The 510-nt window shown below is 74.9% G+C and carries 1 pseudogene; it reads right to left on the bottom strand.

What is annotated here, in order from left to right:
* Positions 1 to 510 (bottom strand): annotated as a pseudogene (locus BKH20_RS13620) (hypothetical protein); the annotation flags it as partial.

The raw sequence follows: 510 nt of genomic DNA, 5'->3' as shown, positions 1-510 counted from the left end.
CCGAGGCCGCGGAGTCTTCCGAGGCATGGGCGCGTTCGCCTCCTGAGCCACCGGCGTTCGGGGCGGGCGCCGCCCCAGCGTTGGCCGGTTGTTGGGCGGAGCCGTCCTGCGAGGTCGAACGGGAGTCCGATCCGGCATCGGGGGCCTGCGGCGCGGAGGAGTCGGCCTGGCTGCCTGCGTCTGTGTCCGCGCCCGCACCTGAACCAGCGCCCGAGCCGGAACCCGAGCCGCCGGGGTTGCCACCTGGGTTGTTGCCCGCGGCGTTGTCCGTTCCGGGGCGCCCACTGTCATCCGGGATCGGCTTCGGAGCGTTCTGGTCGGGTTCGGTGGTCTGAGGTGCAGGAGCCGGGGACGCCGTCTCGGAGGGGCGGGCCGTGGGGGACGGCGAGGCGGAGGGCTCCGACGACGGAGCAGCCGAGGGCGCGGGAGCAGGGCTGGTGGGTGAACCAGTCGGCTCCGGTGCGGGTTCGCTGGTGGGCTCCGCAGTGGCCGAGGGCTCCGCGGTCGCAG

The sequence above is a fragment of the Actinomyces oris genome (assembly GCF_001937445.1).
In the GTDB taxonomy this organism is placed as follows: domain Bacteria; phylum Actinomycetota; class Actinomycetes; order Actinomycetales; family Actinomycetaceae; genus Actinomyces; species Actinomyces acetigenes.
Note: the sequence above shows the minus strand (reverse complement) of the source record. Positions and strands in the feature narration are given on the sequence as shown.